A 14999-nucleotide genomic window follows, 5' to 3' on the forward strand; every position below is an offset into this window, starting at 1 on the left:
GCATCCAAACTTAAAGTTTTGCTATCATAGGGAAAAATCAGAGCAAGATTCAAAGCCTATGTCTATTCATCCAGACCCGCATCTTAATCGTCTTAACGCTTTAGGTGAGCCTTTGGCCAGCTGTTGTTTTGATCCCATTACCGGTTTTTTTCGTAATGGTTTCTGTCATACAGCCGTTTCGGATTTAGGCCAGCACACCATGTGCGCACAAATGACCTCTGAATTTCTTAATTTTTCGCAAAAAGCGGGAAATGACCTTATCACCCCATTACCAGAAGTTGGTTTTCCAGGTTTACAACCCGGCGACTTTTGGTGCATCTGTGTGACGCGTTGGGTGGAAGCATACCAAGCTGGCATTGCCCCACCTGTCAAAATACAAGCATGTCATCAAGCTGTGCTGTCTTATGTACCGCTTGATGTACTTATGGAATATGCAGTGTAATGAGTACTCCCGAAATCATTTTGGCCTCCTCTAGCCAAACCCGTAAAGATTTAATGGATCGTTTACGGATTGATTACCGTTCAATCGTACCTGATATAGATGAATCGCCGCGCGGTGAAAACCATGCGGATGATTTGGCAAAACGACTGGCTTTTGAAAAAGCCAAATGTATTAGTAGCCAATATCCAGATGCGATCGTGATTGGTTCGGACCAAGTCGCTTGGCGTGAAGGCGCTCCCGATATTTTTATTGGCAAGCCACTGTGCACAGAAAAAGCCATTAAACAATTACAAGCCAACTCGGACAAAATTGTTTACTTTAGTACGGCGCTCAGCGTACAACATGCGAGTTCTGGCTTTGAACAGACCTTGATCGAACATTATAAAGTGAAGTTCCGCAAACTGAGCTTGCCTGAAATTGAACGCTATGTAGACGTTGAACAACCTTTACACTGTGCGGGTAGCTTTAAGTGTGAAAGCTTGGGGATTAGTTTGTTTGAAGAAATGATTGGCCATGATCAAACCACGTTAATGGGCATGCCAATGATTAAACTTTGTCAGATTTTGCGTGAACTGAAGATTTTAGTACCTTAATTTCTAAGTACGACGTCTAAAACAAATTAATAGGCAGCGCCTTAGTATTTAAGTGCGCTGTTTTTTTAAATTATTTTTATAAATTAGGCCGCGAAGCAAAGCGCAAAGGCGTAACCACTCTGCCATATTTTGATGCGGAGTAATTTATGAACGACCTGAACTTTGAATTACAAGGTTTTTCACTCAAGTTCAAATCACCACAACAACAAGATGCCATGTTGATTGCGCATAAAGTGCTACAACATGACCGTATCCTGAGTAAACGTCGTATATATCCCATACATGAAGCATGGTGTACTGCACTTGCTGATGGTGTCAGCCAAAGCCCTCAGGCACAGCTCGCCTCTAAAAAAATTCTACAATTGGTCGATCAAAATCAGTCAATGCAAGTCCCTTTCAACTTTGCCCTTTTACAGCAACAATTTTGCCAATATTTCTCGCAACTGCCTGAGCACCACGGCACCAGTACAACACTGATTACGCTCACACACAGTCAATCACAATTTATTGAGATACAGCATTTGGGCAATAGTCGTGCCTATCTTTATTCACTCGCACAAGCAACGCCCCAATGGCGTCAACTTACACGTGACCATAGTTTTATTGAAGAACTTCTTGCACCAACCGACATTCAAAATAGAGTGTCCTATGCTAGTTGTTATGACATGCTCACCCAATACTTTTGTGCTGATGACAGCCATGAAGTATGCATATCACCACTACAAGAGCAGTTTTTAACTGAAAATGAGGCCTTGGTCATTTGTACAGATGGCATCTATCAATCATTGGCATGCTCTGACTGGCCTTTGCTTCAGCCCGATCTATCTTTGGCAAATTGGTTACTACAACTCAAAGAAAAACTCGAACAACATAAGCCTTATGATAATGCCAGTATTGTGATTGTTCGTTTGACGTCGAGCAAGGTACATCCACAATAGAAAGCATGTGCTGGTAGCCAAATAGCACAATAAATCTGATTATTTTAAAGCGCTATTTCATCGTGTATACCCAAGCATATTGGGCCACCATTAAGCTAACATGGGTTTGAAATTTTCAGATATACTTCGATAAAACAAACAATTAGTACTTTTACTTATTAGAAATGGTGTGCATAAAACTTATAGTACATGCGTGCTGTAAAATATTAAAATTGGAATACTCCCATGCAAAATATCGAACATTTACTCCGCTCAGTTTCAGATGAGCTCAGAGCCTTAGCGCTTGCCAAAAGCAAATATGCGCAACAACTCGCACCCAATTTTTCTATTTTTAATTATATTTATACCGATGAATTAATGTTGAGTCGCATGATTGCTGACTTGCTTAATCCAAAAGGAGATCATGCTCAAGGTCATATTTTTCTGTCTTTATTTTTACAGCAACTGACCAACGCATCGCACTATTTATTATTAGACATTCAACGTGCCAAAGTAGCTATCGAAGTCTTAACCTTTCGCAACCAAACGCAACGTCGCATGGATATTTATTTAGAAATTCCATATATAGACAGCGCACAAAGCTTCGGTATTTGTATTGAAAATAAACCTTATGCCACTGATCAGCCGAATCAACTTAAAGATTATGCCCAAGAATTAAATTTAGCACATCAAGATCACTGGCATATTATTTATTTGACTCAAAATGGACGTGAACCTAGTACTGTGAGTGTTTCAGCAGCAACTTTTGAAACATGGCAACAGCACAATAAATGTACCTTACTTGCTTATCCTACACTCAGCCTTTGGCTAACTGCATGTGCTGTAGAAGCCAAGAATAATAATGTTTCTTTATTTCTACAAACCTTTAGTTCATTTATTACTTCACAATTTTTAGGCCTCAAAGATATGTCAGAATACGAATCAATCGACAAAATTATCCAGCAAACACCTGAATATCAAAATGCATTTATGCAAATTTACAAACATGGTGTTCAGATCAAAACCCAACTCAACAAGCAAGTTTCAACATTAAGAAATCTATTTAATATTGACTATAAAAAACATAAAGTATCGATTAATTTTCATGCACGCAATGATTATGCTGAATTGCTCAGTTGCTTATTTTTTGACTTAGATGTTAAAGATTTTAAGGTGTTTATTGATATCTATGCTTATCCAGATCGTTATGAGATTAGCTTAGCGGAAAGAACATATGACTTAAATAAAACCGACCAATTGAATGTACTGATTAAACAATTTGATCATCAATATCAACATTCAGTGATCACTGAAAATAACCGCTTACTGTTGAAAACTTATACCTCTGATGCAGATCATCATAGTATTCATCATTATGTCGAAAAACTCATCGAGCATTTAATTGATTTCCACCTCAGCGAGGAGCAAGGCTTTAAAAGCTATCATTTTGAACTTGCACATGCCATGCACACAAGCGAGAATACCTGAAATTTTCTAGGCAATTTGCATCATGTCCCAACCTTTAGACGTGCTCGGCGGTATTAGCGCTGAGCAATTCCTTGCCGAATATTGGCAAAAAAAACCGCTCCTTGTACGTAATGCGCTTCCTGAAATTGCTGATATTTTAGAGCCAAGCGATATTATGGAATTGGCACTTGATGAAAACGTCAATGCACGTCTAATTAAGCAAAAAGACAAAGACCCAAATCAATGGTCTGTAAAATCTTCACCTTTAATCAAAGCTGACTTCCAAAAAATGCCCAAGCTTTGGTCTGTACTCATCCAAGCTGTAGATCATTATTCTTTTGATTTGGCAGCTTTATGGAAAAAATTCCCCTTCATTCCACAATGGCGCCGTGATGACATTATGGTGTCATACGCACCGCAAGGTGGCTCAGTGGGCAAGCATTTTGACTTTTATGATGTATTTTTAGTTCAAGGCTATGGGCATCGCCGTTGGCAGTTAGGTCAAATGTGTAATGCAGATACAGAGTTTGTTGCAGGCCAGCCTCTACGCCTATTACCAGAAATGGACATTCATTTTGATGAAGTTTTAGCACCTGGCGATCTATTGTATGTACCACCAGGTTTGGCACATTACGGCGTTGCTGAAGATGACTGCCTCACCTACTCATTTGGCTTCCGCATGCCGAATGTAACCGACATGATGGATCGTGTGAGCGATAAATTTTCAGAAAATAGTGCTTTAAAAAATCCATTGCTTGATATTATTCGTGATCAACAAAGTGCGATTGGTCAAGTGACTGAAAATGAACTGGAATATCTAAAAACTAAACTTTTTGAGCATTTGCAAAACTCAAATATTTTAGAAGATGCCATCATGAGCTTGATGTCTGAACCAAAATATTTAGACAACATTCCTGAAGCTGAAGAAATTGGTACAGGTGACTTAGAGGCCGTACTTGAGCAAGGTTATCAATTGCTGATGGAACCTGCTTCACGCCTACTTTATACCGAACAAGATGGCCAATTGCTATTTTGGGCCAATGGCGAAGCTATATGTACTTCAGATGCTTCTGCAAGCTACTTAAAACGCCTTGCCGATGGTGAACTCATTTTATTAGATGAAAATCTTGCAGATAATGACATTTTGGAAGATATCGCACATTTACTGAATGAATCGATTGTTATGCTTGCTCCAACGGACGATGCCGAATAAATAACAGCATTGACGATTTAGCCGATTACATATTTTGTTCTAAGCTAAAGGAATCATCCAATGAAGGGCCATTCTCTTCATTGGATTCATTTTTAAGCTCAAATCACTTCAATCGTTCAACTTAGACATCAATATCATCATTTATACAGATGAATCATTCTCATCAATGGGGGCGTCAATTAGTACTTGTATACGAGTACAACCAGATGCAGATTGAATTGAAAAAGTTGCACCCATGCGTTCAGCGCGAGTTTTCATACTACGTACCCCAATACTCATACCGTTTTGATTCACACACTCTACATCAAAACCAACGCCATCATCTTGCACCGTTAATTCAAGTTGTTGCGTTGCTGTAAAGTTTAAGCTCACCACAATTGACGTTGCTTGGCTATGCTTAACGACATTCACCAAACTTTCTTCTAAAATTCGAATGAGTGTTAAACATTGTAATGCGGTAGGCTGAAATACCCAAGATGGCGCAACATGCCATGCAACACGAATATTTAACTCATCTAACAGTAAATTAAAACGATAACGTACAGGTGCAAGCCATAAAACTGGTGAATCAGGCACTCGACTCCCTTCAGCTGATCCAGTATCAATAATTTGACGTAAGTCATCTCTCAAAAGTTTTAACATTGATAAAAACTGTTGATTCGGTATTTGATGTTCACACTGGTCGACAATAATCATAGAACGTACCAGTGATGCACCTAAACCATCGTGCAAATCATGAGATAAATCCATACGCTCGTGTAAACGCGCATTACTCAATTCGAGCTGATGTTGTTCATTTAAACTTTTACTCAAGTTTGCACTGACTTCTTCTACTTTAGTTGCTAAATAATTATTAAAATCTTCGACTTTTTTAATATTTCGGTTCAGCCTAACCCCTAACATCACTACAATAAAAATCATAACAAGAGGTGAAGTATATGGCGTAAGTGATGTCACTTCATAAGGCACACCCACCACAAATACCACCAAATCAAATATACCCAATAGCAATACAACTGTCATGCAACATGCTAAAAATATAAAATCACCTCGTTTCGTGCGAAAAGCAACAATACATAAATAAAAATAAGTACATAGAAACAGTAGCATGTAAAAAAGCAATACCAGCACAACAACTAAATTGAGTGTACTTAAACCCGTCAAAACCATTGCGAGAAGACAGATTATAGTAATACAGAAGATTACTCTTTCAATTTTGGGATGTTTTTGCTCAATAAAACGCACCAAATAAGTACTAAAAGTAAGTAAATATAGAGCTAAACAGATCATGTTAAATTTAATCATGACCACAGTATTCGGAAATGGCGCCGTTTCAGAAATAAGAATATTAGTAACGAAAAGCACCCAAAACAACGAACTTAAAGCAAACCAGCCAAAACTGGTTTCTTTAGGACGAAATAACCAAATAATTAAGCAGATAATGCCCAAAGTACTCGATAAGATTGCGTTGATTTGAAAAAGCGTTCGATAATCCCATGTTTTTTGTCGAATCATCGCACTATTTTCGACAACATTATTAAAGTCGATATTACCTATCCCTGCACTCATGTCCGCATAGCCCGTGACATAAATCATGATTTCATTTTCATGAGCGCGTAAGCCTGAAATAGGTAAGATCCAAGACCGTGGAATATTCCAACTTTTAGACAACGGTTCGACCAAGTTTTGGTCACGCCACAACATATCTCCATTCAGATATAAGGCGCCTGCAACATTAATATAATCAAGCGAAAATGCGATAGGTTCTTTTAATTTCGCATGATTTTGGCATTCCCAATGCCACTGTACCCGATACCATACACCACCAACATAATCTTTCCACCTTCCTTTATTTGACCACCGATTTGGTAACTTCGTTACCTTTTCCCAACCTTGAGTAGGAATTACATCTATAGAAGGTGTTTGTACTTTTTGAATGTCTTTTAAAATAACTTGGCAGTGTTGATTAATTACAAAATTTTCATTGGCGAAACTAAAACTACAGAGAAACCATAACAGTAAGCATGTAAATTTTAGCTTACTCATCTCATAAAATTCCTAAAGAGCGAGCAGCGCTGACAGCTTTCGTTCGTTTTGTTACGGAAAGTTTACGATAAATATGCTTAATATGACTTTCAACGGTATACCGTGAGACACACAATTGCTCTGCAATTTCTCGATTACTCAATCCCTGTGCAACCAAGTTGAGAATTTCAGTTTCACGTACAGTGAGTAATACCTGCTCCGCATCAACTACACCAACCTGCTCAGGCTCAGACTGTCCTTGTTCATCAACTGCAATTTGCTTTAAAATTTCACGGGCAATAAACGGATCAATTGGCGCACCACCACGCAAAATACTCCGAATCGACAACAGCACTTCAGCGTCATCACGCTCTTTGAGCACATAACCTGTCGCTCCTGCCTTAATTGCACCAAACAAACTTTCTTGAGTGCTCCATGCAGAAATCACCAAAATCATCGCACTGCTTTCTATAGCACGAAGCTTTTCAATAATTTGTCGACCATTCCCATCAGGTAAGCCTAAATCGACCAAAGCCAGTGAAATAGGTTGTTCCTCAATAATCTGAAAAGACTCCTTCACATTTTTCGCAAAGAGTAAGTCAGCGGGTTTATAACCCAATTCCGTCAAAATTTGGCGTAGCCTAAATTGAATAATCTCTTCATCTTCGACCACTAATACAGGAACTGGTAATATCACATCAGAAACAGCCATTTATCTACCACCCCAAAATTTTCTTAAAGTAATCAATTTATTGCTCTAAGAATATCCCTAGAAATAAGTAATTTAATTACTTTTTAAGGAGCAATATTGCGAAATGTTCTTTTTATCCTCGGCTTTAAAGCGATGACACATAAAAGTTGAAATATACGCTACATACTGCTCTAAATTAACAATGTTTTTTTATTCTACGCCTGTATTTGATTTACACACCATATTGTGTACGCAAATACTTCACTATTTTCGCCGACTCAAATAATTTTACGCCAGTATTTGGGTCTACCAAGTATGGGACTTGAATATTATCTCCCATCACTTTCAGCACTTGCTCACGTTTTCCACCTTCGAGTGGTACATATTGACCTGGCTTTAAACGTAAAATTGCCATGCCTTGATCTTGCCAACGTTCTTTGGATACGTTATGAAACTTAAAGGCCAACTCCAACTCAGTCAGCTCTGCACGCACAATACGTGTAAATGGACTCGCTTCAAAGCCCCACAATTCTAGTAACTTTTCAGGGGCTTCACGTTTTAATATCTTTTTATTAACCCAAACTCCACGCGCACCATTTACCACAGTTCCCGCTAAGGCTAGAACAGGTACTTTAGGGTAATGTGAATATTGTTTTGGTGTTTGGCCTGTTTTGCCATAATGTTTAAATAAATGATGAATAATCGCCTGCGATTCATATAGTTGCGTCCCCGTATTGTCATCAACTAAAAATGGAAATTGGCGACGCCCACCCAATGCTTTCATTTCAGTTCTATAACGCTCACCACCTTTGGGGCAAGGATATACTTCATAATCTAAATTGAGTGTCGTCATTACCTCACGCACACGGCGACAAAACGGTGAACCTTCAAATTCATAAAGTTTCAGGGCCTTTTCTGGTTGTTTAGGATGAGCTGTTCCATTGGTACCCCGCCCACCTTCTAATACAGCAGAGGCAATTGCTTGAATCACTTTAATTTGATGGAGCATAGATCTCATCCTTTTTCGTTTTATGTATTGGTATTTTTATGGCAGGTCACTTTAAAAGGTGACGCTCAGCAGAAAATGACTTAATGACTGATAGCACAGCACCACTTCAGTACTGTGCTATCTAAAATTTTATTGAGCGCTTACATTCAATTTATAATCAGGCATATACATCGTAGACCTGACAGACCACATCCACTTCTACAACTTAAAGTTGAACCAAAGCTTCTTCTGCAATCACAATTCCGTTATTGTCTGCATAAATAAATTGGCCTGACTGTATAACAACACCGCCAAAGCTGAGTGCAACATCCGTTTCACCTAAGCCTTTACGGTTACTTTTTTGTGGAATCGCAGCCAAAGCATGTACACCAAGATCTAAAGTTGCAATTGCATCTACATCACGGACACAACCATAAATAATCACGCCATTCCAGTGATTTTCTACTGCTGATTCTGCAATCATGTCACCCATCAGTGCACAACGCATGGAAGCACCACCATCAACAACCAGCACCTTACCTTGCCCATTCGTCGCCAATAGTTCTTTTACACGCGAATTGTCTTCAAAACATTTCACTGTAACCACTTGGCCACTAAAGCTTTTACGCCCGCCATAGCTCTTAAAAAACTTTCCGTCTAATGATGGGCACATCACTTGAATATTTTTTTCTGGATTGTCATCGAGTAAGTCACACGTCACAAATGGCACTGTAGACACAATATTTCCCCTCATTTGGTTTTTTGTATGCGTAAATTATCATAAATCTGAAATTTTTCGGTCTGCGTATGTGCTACCTCGACCATAGTATGAGCCACTTGATCGGCTGTCACTGGCTTATATTTAAAAGAATCGGGTACGAAATGCGAAAAGCGTCTATACAGTTTTTGTGCAGCATCTTCTAAGGTACGTGAACTTTCTCGCTCTCCCAAAAGCAATGAGGGCTGTATAATGGAGGTACAACACAAATCTAAACTTTTTACATAATACTCTAGCTCGCCTTTGACCCGATTATAAAAAAATGGCGATTGGCTATTTGCACCTAAAGCGCTGAGCAAAATAAAATGTGTTGGCGAATATTCTAGTAATTCCGCAAAATGTGCATTGATACTAAAATCCGTCTGATAAAATTTTTCTTTGCTTCCTGCCTGTTTCATTGTGGTGCCCAAACAACTAAATGCATGTGTATATGCCATCACATCTTGTTTATTGAGTTTTAAAAAATCATCTAGCACTAATTGTTGCACTTTAGCCGTTTGATTCAGTTGCGTATCTCTTTTTCGAACAACAGCTGTAATATTGCTACAGTCGTCCAACAAACTCAGCGACTGAATTAGTCGTCGACCCACCAAACCTGTTGCCCCGATCACGATTGCATTTTCTATAGATTTACTCATTTTTTATACAATATCCTCTAAACATGACTAATCTACGCTTTTCTTAGGACATTTTCTTCATCTAAAATGTTGTCAAAGCATGTCAAGACTTGACTTAAGCACTTAGTTTAATCACAATATGGCACTTGTTTACGGGCTGGTGATAGTTCTTCTGATGTTGGTTTTCAGATGTAATTTCAGCCCGCCCAGACCAATCTAATTCAAGGAGTGCACGAGTGGCAAACTCTGCTCAAGCAAAAAAACGTGCTCGTCAAAACGTTAAAGCACGTAAACACAACGCTAGCTTACGTTCTATGGTTCGTACTTATCTTAAACGTACAGTAGCTGCTATTGCTGCTGGTGACTATGCTGTTGCTACAGAAGCTTACAAAAAAGCTGTACCTGTAATCGACCGTATGGCTGATAAAGGCATCATCCATAAAAACAAAGCTGCTCGTCATAAGAGCCGTTTAAATGCACAAGTTAAAGCGTTAGCTAACTAATTTGTCGCAGTGAAAAAAGCCCATTTTTGGGCTTTTTTTGTTTTTGTATCATCTAAAAACCAAGCTATTCCCTCATAATTTAAATCAAACCAATATCATTCCAAACCCAATAATCCCATATTTTTTTTATGGTATTCCAAATCGATCTATTGTATGTTGATAACACCATCCTTTGGGATATTCATAGCATGATTGACAAATTTCTACCCACACTTGAAAAATTTCAACAGACCGAACAGCAATACATCAACTATTTTAGTGCCAAAGGCGAAAAAGATATTTTATCCAAAGTCATTTCTAATATGAAAGGCACAGCCGAAATACAAGCCTCACAAGGGGTTGATGCATGGTTGGCTTATGGCGTTTATTTACCTGCAATTGAACGTATATTTGCCTTACATTCAGGTGAGTCAGAAAGCCAGTTTTATCAACGCACCCAATACCCGCAAGAGGTTGTCGAGGCTTATACCCTTGCTGAGCATGAGATTGCGACTTTGATTGCCGCTGATAAATACAGCCGCATTCATCAGCAAAACACCGCAACCAATACAGCGATTTGGCCTTTAAATGATACTGGACGCTACATTAACCTGAATGATTATCCAAAACGAATCAAAGCTAAAATTTAAATGAATCATCAACTATAAAAAAAGCTCAATAGATATATATTGAGCTTTTTACATTACTTTTAGAATGAAGCACTAGATTTTTAATGCGCTTTAATACATGTATTAGGTTTGCGGTTGAAAATCTGCAATATTGAGTTCATTTAATTGGCCACGCCAAATCCACTTCAGCTTGGATTCGAGAAAAATATCTCCCTCAAACCACACAAATAGCCCTTCCATCATCTTTGGCCATTCTTCACGTGTAATCCCATGCTTACCCGAAATAACCGCCAATATAGCCGCCAAAATCGTGTCATGGCTCACCGCTAGGCTTAAACCCGAATGATTACTTGGATGCGTGTTATATATCAATTCCAGTACATCCACGACACCATTAATAGGATGTTTCATGCCTGGTAAAGCATTATTTACAAAACTATTGATAAAGCCTAATGCACCTTGCTTTTTAAAGTATGGGCCTGCCTGTTTAATATCTAAAACAAAACTTCCTGGCTCGACCAATAAGCCTTGCTCAATAATTTCAATATGATGCGTATTTACTGCAACAGACTTTGCATCCGCACCCTCAATCATCAGCGCAGCGGTATCTACACAACGTTGAATAGGACTTGAAATGCAATGCTCAATAACCCGGTCCGTATTTTCAATTAAATACTCACCCCAAGCTTGTGCCAAATCACGGCCTTGATTGGTCAATTGTAAATCATAGCCTGCTAATCCTTGACCAGTAACCACTTCACGAATCGAGTGTCGTGTAAATAAAGTCACTGGAGTTTTAGCATCAGGCAATAAATCTAGAGCCTTGAGCATACTAGGAGGAAGCAGATCTAAAGCCATAACACATCAAATGCACAATCGTTTGCATTACTATAGCATGAACAGTTTTTAGCTCAATCGCTGATCTGCATTAACTCAAGTGCCTGTAAAGCAAGTTTTTTCATATTGTCATCTTTAAAAGCGATAAAACCGCCATTTAACAAGCTCTCACGCTGATTATAAACAAAGGGACGACCTTTAAAATCAAGTAAGCCACCACCAATGCGTTCGATCAAACATTGACCCGCACTGGTATCCCATTCGCAGGTTGGATGAAATCTCGGGTAAATATCCACACGATCTTCTAGCATCATGCAAAACTTATACGCACTTCCCGCCTTAAATACCGCATAGTCTGTCAATTGCGACAAAGCTTGCAGATATTCTGCATACTTAGGTTTGTTTTGACTGCTTTGACTTAAACCAACCTGCACTACAGTTGTTGTTTGAACATCGTATTCAAACCATTGTTGGCTATCAATATTATATTTTAGAGGCATTCCCTGTTCTGGGCAGATATAAACATCTCCTGCACCTGGTATGGCCAATATTGCAAAAACCGTATTTGCACCTGAGACCTTACTCAGGTTAATGGTAAATTCAGGCCGTTGATGTAAAAACTCTTTGGTTCCATCCAAAGGATCAAGTAACCAAAACTCAGACCATTGCCGACGTAAATCCTGCTCACCTTCTTCTGACAAAATAGGCAAGTCAGACAAGTTCATTAACTGCTCACAAATATAAGCATTTACCCGATAATCCGCCTGTGTGACAGGTGATTGATCAGACTTTTTCAGCACCTCAAAATTACCACCGACACAATACTGGCGATATTCTTCTCGCAAAATTTCACATGCCTGTGTCACAATGGGCATCAACTGTAAGATTGTCGGGTCTTGCGGTATTGCTGTAGTTTTAAACATAGAATGCCCTATATATGTCAAATTATTCAGAAAAGCCAACGATCATCTTTGATATGGATGGCACGCTCCTTGATCTTGCCTACGATGACTTTATTTGGAATGAGCTCTTACCCATTCGTTATGCCGAGCTACACCAATGTAGTCTAGAGCAAAGCACTCAGACTTTATTCAATTTTTATCAACAACATAATCATACCTTAAAATGGTACTCATCACGCTTTTGGACCTCACAAGTTGGCGTAGATGTGCTAGCGATGCAAATTGAACAGAAACATAAGGTCGCAAAACGTGCAGGCTGTATCGCATTACTCGAATATTTAAAACAGCATCAGTACCCGATTTGGCTGGCCACCAATGCTGATACAGCTGGCCTTGCTTTTAAGTTAGAAGAAACAGGGCTTGCCGCCTACTTCGATGTCATTATCAGTAGTGAAACCGTCGGTCATGCCAAAGAATTTAATGAATTTTGGCAAGCTTTGCATGAACGTCACCCTTTTAACCCAAAACATTGCTATTTTATTGATGATACGGAAAAAGTCTTAAAAAGTGCGCAAGGCTACGGAATAGATGCTTTGTTTAGTATTCGCCAACCGTCTTCACATAAAGCACCACGCGATTCGTTCAATTATCCAATGCTCGATGCATTAACAGATCTCATCCCTATTTTACAACAAGCTGAGGAACTCAAAAAATATGCGTAAGTCAAACCTAGCCGAAGATGCGGTTGGAATGCGTATAGACAAATGGCTTTGGGCTGCACGGTTTTTTAAAACCCGCTCTATTGCTAAACATGCCATAGAAGGTGGTAAAGTCCACCAAAATGGTGAGCGCGTAAAAGTCTCACGTGAAGTACGTGTAGGAATGGAACTCACCATTCAACAAGGCATTGAGAAAAAGACCGTTGTAGTAAAATCACTCTCTGATGTACGTGGCCCTGCTCCTGTTGCTCAGCTACTTTATGATGAAACGGAAGTGAGTTTAGCCAAACGGGAATTGCTTGCATCACAAAGAAAGTTGCATAATCTAGCTCGACCAGATCACCGACCTAGCAAAAAAGATCGTCGTGATATTGGTAAATTTAAAAAAGAAAATGATCAGATGTTTGACCAGCAATGGTCGTATCATGATGATGTAGAATGACGCGTCACAATGTGTCGCACACACTGTGATAGGTATAGTTAATCAGGATGAATTCTGTCACTATACGCTGGTGGAAAAGGTTTAAAGTAAATACATCCACTTGAGTATATTGTTTAGTGACATCGTATTGAGGTTGTAAGATGGATGATAATAAAAGCAAAGCGTTAAACGCAGCTTTAAGCCAAATTGAAAAGCAATTCGGCAAAAACACAGTAATGCGCTTAGGCGACAATACCACACAAGCAGTTGAAGCAGTGTCTACGGGCTCGCTTACACTTGATATTGCGCTAGGTATTGGTGGCTTACCAAAAGGCCGTATTATTGAAATCTATGGTCCTGAATCATCAGGTAAAACCACCATGACACTTCAAGCCATTGCTGAATGTCAAAAAGCAGGTGGTACATGTGCATTTATCGATGCCGAACATGCACTTGACCCTCAATATGCACGCAAACTTGGCGTAGATATTGACAACCTATTGGTTTCTCAACCAGACAATGGCGAACAAGCCCTTGAAATCGCAGACATGCTTGTACGTTCTGGTGCAATTGACTTAATCGTTGTCGATTCTGTAGCTGCATTAACGCCACGTGCTGAAATTGAAGGTGAAATGGGCGATTCGCACATGGGCCTACAAGCACGCTTAATGAGCCAAGCACTACGTAAAATTACAGGTAATGCTAAGCGCTCAAACTGTATGGTTATCTTCATTAACCAAATTCGTATGAAAATTGGTGTGATGTTTGGTAGCCCAGAAACTACAACTGGTGGTAATGCATTAAAATTCTATGCATCTGTACGCCTAGATATCCGTCGTATTGGCCAAGTGAAAGAAGGTGATGAAATCATCGGTTCTGAAACTAAAGTCAAAGTAGTAAAAAACAAAATGGCGCCTCCTTTCCGTGAAGCACTATTCCAAATTTTGTACGGCAAAGGTGTTAACCACCTTGGTGAATTGATTGATCTTGCTGTACAACAAGACATCGTACATAAAGCGGGTGCTTGGTATTCGTACCAAGGCGACAAGATTGGCCAAGGTAAAAACAATACCATTCGCCATCTTGAAGAACATCCAGAATTAGCACAAACGATTGAGAAATTAATCCGTGAGCAACTTCTGACCACAGGTACTCCTGTTGTTGAAGATAAAGACGAAGAAGAACCAGATTTTCTAGATGCATAATGACATCTAAATCAGGTTAAACTATAAAACGCCCTACGGGGCGTTTTTCATTGTTCAGCAATATGCCACTTTT

The 14999-nt window shown here is 39.2% G+C and carries 17 protein-coding genes; 10 read left to right on the plus strand and 7 right to left on the minus strand.

Annotated features, from left to right (window positions below):
• Nucleotides 1-58 precede the first annotated feature (58 nt).
• The 5 genes from C9E88_RS09715 (at nucleotide 59) to C9E88_RS09735 (ending at nucleotide 4632) form a co-directional block, all read left to right on the plus strand.
• A complete protein-coding gene (locus C9E88_RS09715; RefSeq protein WP_106984805.1) occupies nucleotides 59-442 on the plus strand; it encodes a DUF2237 family protein in 384 nt (127 codons plus the stop codon).
• Complete coding sequence (locus C9E88_RS09720; protein WP_106984806.1) at nucleotides 442-1035, plus strand: Maf family protein; 594 nt, start codon at nucleotides 442-444, stop codon at nucleotides 1033-1035. Before C9E88_RS09715 ends, C9E88_RS09720 begins: the two co-directional genes overlap by 1 nt.
• Before the next feature lie 146 nt (nucleotides 1036-1181).
• A complete protein-coding gene (locus C9E88_RS09725) occupies nucleotides 1182-1973 on the plus strand; it encodes a PP2C family protein-serine/threonine phosphatase (RefSeq protein WP_106984807.1) in 792 nt (263 codons plus the stop codon).
• 225 nt (nucleotides 1974-2198) lie between these two features.
• A complete protein-coding gene (locus C9E88_RS09730; RefSeq protein ID WP_106984808.1) occupies nucleotides 2199-3440 on the plus strand; it encodes a PDDEXK-like family protein in 1242 nt (413 codons plus the stop codon).
• 22 nt (nucleotides 3441-3462) lie between these two features.
• Nucleotides 3463-4632: a ribosomal protein uL16 3-hydroxylase gene (locus tag C9E88_RS09735; RefSeq protein WP_106984809.1), complete on the plus strand. Its 1170-nt coding sequence runs from the start codon at nucleotides 3463-3465 to the stop codon at nucleotides 4630-4632.
• A 141-nt stretch (nucleotides 4633-4773) separates the two neighbouring features.
• Here C9E88_RS09735 and C9E88_RS09740 read toward each other — a convergent pair whose 3' ends face one another.
• The 5 genes from C9E88_RS09740 to C9E88_RS09760 form a co-directional block, all read right to left on the minus strand.
• Nucleotides 4774-6678, minus strand: coding sequence for a sensor histidine kinase (locus tag C9E88_RS09740; protein ID WP_106984810.1), 1905 nt, complete (start codon nucleotides 6676-6678; stop codon nucleotides 4774-4776).
• Nucleotide 6679: 1 nt separating this feature from the next.
• On the minus strand, nucleotides 6680-7369 hold the full coding sequence (locus C9E88_RS09745) for a response regulator transcription factor (protein ID WP_106984811.1): 690 nt from the start codon (nucleotides 7367-7369) through the stop codon (nucleotides 6680-6682).
• A gap of 211 nt (nucleotides 7370-7580) precedes the next feature.
• Nucleotides 7581-8357: a glutathione S-transferase N-terminal domain-containing protein gene (locus C9E88_RS09750; RefSeq protein ID WP_106984812.1), complete on the minus strand. Its 777-nt coding sequence runs from the start codon at nucleotides 8355-8357 to the stop codon at nucleotides 7581-7583.
• A 205-nt stretch (nucleotides 8358-8562) separates the two neighbouring features.
• Nucleotides 8563-9075 carry a ribonuclease E activity regulator RraA gene (gene rraA, locus C9E88_RS09755; protein ID WP_106984813.1) on the minus strand — a complete coding sequence of 171 codons (513 nt, stop codon included), beginning with the start codon at nucleotides 9073-9075 and terminating at the stop codon, nucleotides 8563-8565.
• 11 nt (nucleotides 9076-9086) lie between these two features.
• The gene (locus tag C9E88_RS09760; RefSeq protein ID WP_106984814.1) at nucleotides 9087-9752 is read right to left on the minus strand and encodes a Rossmann-fold NAD(P)-binding domain-containing protein; all 666 of its coding nucleotides are present in this window, start codon (nucleotides 9750-9752) and stop codon (nucleotides 9087-9089) included.
• Between the two features lie 215 nt (nucleotides 9753-9967).
• Between C9E88_RS09760 and rpsT the strand changes: the two genes are divergently transcribed.
• Nucleotides 9968-10234, plus strand: a complete 267-nt coding sequence (rpsT, locus tag C9E88_RS09765; protein WP_106984815.1) for a 30S ribosomal protein S20 — start codon at nucleotides 9968-9970, stop codon at nucleotides 10232-10234.
• Nucleotides 10235-10422: 188 nt separating this feature from the next.
• Nucleotides 10423-10863, plus strand: coding sequence for a hypothetical protein (locus C9E88_RS09770; protein ID WP_106984816.1), 441 nt, complete (start codon nucleotides 10423-10425; stop codon nucleotides 10861-10863).
• A gap of 102 nt (nucleotides 10864-10965) precedes the next feature.
• Here the strand turns inward: C9E88_RS09770 and C9E88_RS09775 are convergent, their stop codons facing one another.
• Nucleotides 10966-11700, minus strand: coding sequence for a histidine phosphatase family protein (locus tag C9E88_RS09775; protein WP_106984817.1), 735 nt, complete (start codon nucleotides 11698-11700; stop codon nucleotides 10966-10968).
• A 53-nt stretch (nucleotides 11701-11753) separates the two neighbouring features.
• Nucleotides 11754-12602 (minus strand): 3'(2'),5'-bisphosphate nucleotidase CysQ family protein, encoded by an 849-nt coding sequence (locus C9E88_RS09780; protein WP_106984818.1) that lies wholly within the window; start codon nucleotides 12600-12602, stop codon nucleotides 11754-11756.
• 14 nt (nucleotides 12603-12616) lie between these two features.
• On the opposite strand from C9E88_RS09780, the gene C9E88_RS09785 reads away from it, so the two are divergent.
• The 3 genes from C9E88_RS09785 to recA all read left to right on the plus strand — a co-directional run bounded on the left by C9E88_RS09785 (nucleotide 12617) and on the right by recA (nucleotide 14926).
• Nucleotides 12617-13303, plus strand: a complete 687-nt coding sequence (locus C9E88_RS09785) for an HAD-IA family hydrolase (protein WP_106984819.1) — start codon at nucleotides 12617-12619, stop codon at nucleotides 13301-13303.
• A complete protein-coding gene (locus C9E88_RS09790; protein ID WP_106984820.1) occupies nucleotides 13296-13742 on the plus strand; it encodes an RNA-binding S4 domain-containing protein in 447 nt (148 codons plus the stop codon). Before C9E88_RS09785 ends, C9E88_RS09790 begins: the two co-directional genes overlap by 8 nt.
• Before the next feature lie 140 nt (nucleotides 13743-13882).
• Entirely contained in the window at nucleotides 13883-14926 is a 1044-nt protein-coding gene (gene recA / locus C9E88_RS09795) for a recombinase RecA (protein ID WP_106984821.1), read from the plus strand.
• Nucleotides 14927-14999: the final 73 nt, after the last annotated feature.

The sequence above is a fragment of the Acinetobacter cumulans genome (genome assembly GCF_003024525.3).
Lineage (GTDB): Bacteria > Pseudomonadota > Gammaproteobacteria > Pseudomonadales > Moraxellaceae > Acinetobacter > Acinetobacter cumulans.